Origin of the sequence: Synechococcus sp. R6-10, from assembly GCF_047461815.1 — a bacterium.
In the GTDB taxonomy this organism is placed as follows: Bacteria; Cyanobacteriota; Cyanobacteriia; order Thermostichales; family Thermostichaceae; genus Thermostichus.
In genome coordinates this window covers 1-627 of sequence record NZ_JANSHW010000639.1, presented here as the reverse complement: position 1 = coordinate 627, position 627 = coordinate 1, and the positions used below count along the sequence as shown (strand labels likewise).

The following is a 627-nucleotide window of genomic DNA, read 5'->3' as shown; positions in this document are numbered from 1 at the left end:
GTCTTGGCGGCGGCGGCGGAGGGGCCTCCTGGGGAGGGGCGGCCTGAGATTGAGGTGGACTGCCTTGAGACGGAGGGGCTTCTACCCGCTCACCCCCATCGCGGGAATCAACTTCTGAAACCAGATCTGCTTCCTCTGGGGGCTGCAGATCTTCTGGATCCAGAAGGATAAACTCAATGGCTTCTTGTTCTGGCTCGCGAGTGAGCCAAAGCCGCCCCAAGTGGAGCAATCCCAGCAGCACCAGCACGTGCAGCAGCAGCGACAGCGCCACCATCCAAAAAAAGTTGCGAGATTCATCCTCGCGGCGGCGCTGCTCAATCCAGATGCTGGTCATAGCCAAGATTGCCCTTTCCTTTCTTCAACGCTCTCAACACACCGAGTTGTCTGTTGCAGACTGGGCCACGGGGGTAACACCCCAGCTAGTGTTATAGCATCCGAGCAGTTGGCACTCCTGCGCAAAGGCGTATAGTCTATCTCGGGCTCGGGAAGGGATCCCACCTTGCAGCAGCTCTAAGATCGCCTACCTTGAAAAGAGCGGGGATCCCATTAGCCGGGGAAAAGCCCCACAGCTCGGGGTGCTGGCTCTGATGTTGGCTGGTGGGGCACTTTTGGTGGCTTTTTAGGAGC

Annotated in this window: 1 pseudogene; it reads right to left on the bottom strand. The window is 58.5% G+C overall.

Annotation, left to right across the window (positions count from 1 at the left end):
* Positions 1-334, bottom strand: a pseudogene (locus NW837_RS14815) (energy transducer TonB); the annotation flags it as partial.
* Positions 335-627: the final 293 nt, after the last annotated feature.